This window comes from Pseudomonas agronomica (assembly GCF_025917275.1).
GTDB classification, from domain to species: Bacteria; Pseudomonadota; Gammaproteobacteria; order Pseudomonadales; family Pseudomonadaceae; genus Aquipseudomonas; species Aquipseudomonas agronomica.
The window spans coordinates 1-1,955 of the sequence record NZ_JAOSHO010000726.1 but is presented as its reverse complement, the minus strand read 5'-3'; the positions used below and the strand labels follow the sequence as shown (position 1 = coordinate 1,955).

Sequence of the window (1,955 nt, the reverse complement as noted above, 5' to 3'; positions counted from 1 at the left end):
CTGCACCACCGCGGGTCGATCCGGCGCACCGGGCTGGCGTGTCGACAACGCGCGGGGGAACCCGCGCTGGGGGGCAGGCTTGAAGCCGCGCTGATGAATGACCCGGCCTTGCATCAAGCGTTGATGCTGCTGGATTTCAAGCACCTTCGCATCGAGCTGGATGGCCAGCAATGGTGCGTTCGGCTGGAGCACATGGGCGGCAGCGAGGTGGTCAACCGGATGCCGGCGTTTCGGCGCTACATCGCCCTGAGCCCGGCCCAGCGGGAAGGCTTGTTCACGGTGCTGGCCGGCCTGCAGCGGGTACTGGGCGGGTTGTGATCAATTGGCATCATTACTGCTTCTACAGTGGGGATCACGTGCTTGTTGCGCCTATATAGATAACATGTTAACTATTGGCCAACAAAAACAAGAAGCCACTGTGGAGTTGCCATGAGCACCTATCAATCTGCGCACCATGGATTGGAAACCTGGACTCGGGATTTGCGAGCGGCCTGCGGCCATTTCGACACGGAACTGGCGTTTAACCGCTCGCTGTTCATCGGTGAGGTGTCCAAGCTCGAACAGGGTGGCCTGTCACTCGCCAACCTGCGCACCAATGCCGGGCTGATCAAGCGCGAACGACCCAATGCCGACCACGACATGGACCAGCACTGTTTCCTTGTCAGCCAACGCAGCGGCTATTGCCAGATTACCCAGAACGGCCAGGTCGTACAGCTGGCCCCCGGCGATATGTTGCTGATGGACTCCACCGGATCGATCGAAATCAGCCCGTTTGGCCTGATCGAACATGCGTCCTTGTCACTCTCGCGCAACGAAGTGTGCAAGCAGTTGGGCGGTGCCTCGAAAACCTTCGGCAAGATCTCGTCGAGCAAGGCCTGTGGTCGCATGCTCCACGTGCTGATGGACCAACTGTGCAGGGAAGGGCTCGGCGGCCAGGATTCGAACCAGGAGGCGCAGGCCCTGCAAGCTGCGTTCATCTCCTTGCTCGGTTCAGCCTTTGAAATGCAAGACGCGCCCGCTGAAAGCGCCGCGTCCTTGCAGGGCAGCAACCTGCGCAGCTATGTACAGAAAGTCATCGACGAGTCGCTGACCCAACCTGGGCTGAGCCCCGTGGGCCTGGCCAGCCGTTTGAACATTTCCGTTCGGCATCTGTACCGTTTATTCGAAGAGCAGGACGACAGCGTGTGTCGCTACATCCAGCGCGCGCGGCTCAAGCGCAGCGCGGATGATTTGACCAACCCGTTCCTCAAGAGCGAGTCGATTACCTCGATCGCCTACAAGTGGGGTTTCACCGATTCGGCCCACTTCAGTCGCTCGTTCAAGAAGCAATTCGAGCTGTCGCCCAAGGATTTTCGTTCTACCCATCTGCAACAGGCGATGGGGGCCGCGTAGGTATCTCGTGGCCCATGAAACCGCTCAGCCTCTCGGCCAGCAATATTTGCACAGTCGCGGTCGAACACTTCGCCGATCACGGGTACGACGCCTCATCGCTCAACGAAATCGCGGTCCGGGCGGGCATGCGCAAGGCGTCGTTGTATGCGCACTTCGTCAGCAAGGACGCGTTGTTCCTGACGGTTTTCGCGATTGCGCTGAAGCATGAGCACCGGCATATCAAGCGCTGCTTCAACGACGAGGCCGGGCACACGGGGATACCGGGCCACTTGCATCTTGAGCGGCTGAGCGGACGCTACGAGGCGTCGGCGCACCTGCGCTTTCTGCTGCGCACGGCGTACTTTCCGCCTGCGGATATTCGCAACGCCATTACCACGGGCTTCGAGGATTACCTGGCGCGCATTCGCCATGATTTTCAGTGCGTGGCGCAAGCACGGTATACGGCGGTACGCGCTGAGGCGCTTGAGGTGTATTGCGACGCTTACCTGGGCATCGTCGACAGCCTGCATGTGGAGTTGATCTATTCGACACCGCAGGGCTACGTCAAACGGCTTGCGGCGTTG

The 1,955-nt window shown here is 60.1% G+C and carries 3 protein-coding genes; all 3 read left to right on the top strand.

From position 1 onward, the window contains the following. Window positions 1-318 (top strand): DUF3156 family protein (locus OC610_RS26575; RefSeq protein ID WP_264432187.1); only part of this gene is annotated, 318 nt, incomplete at its 5' end. 111 nt (window positions 319-429) lie between these two features. Further along, the gene (feaR, locus tag OC610_RS26570; RefSeq protein ID WP_264432186.1) at window positions 430-1,392 is read left to right on the top strand and encodes a transcriptional regulator FeaR; all 963 of its coding nucleotides are present in this window, start codon (window positions 430-432) and stop codon (window positions 1,390-1,392) included. Window positions 1,393-1,406: 14 nt separating this feature from the next. After that, the coding region (locus OC610_RS26565; protein WP_264432184.1) for a TetR/AcrR family transcriptional regulator at window positions 1,407-1,955 on the top strand (549 nt) is incomplete at its 3' end.

Excerpts from the sequence above, each read along its gene's own strand:
- feaR (WP_264432186.1), top strand. The coding sequence starts at position 430 with ATGAGCACCTATCAATCTGCGCACCATGGATTGGAAACCTGGACTCGG.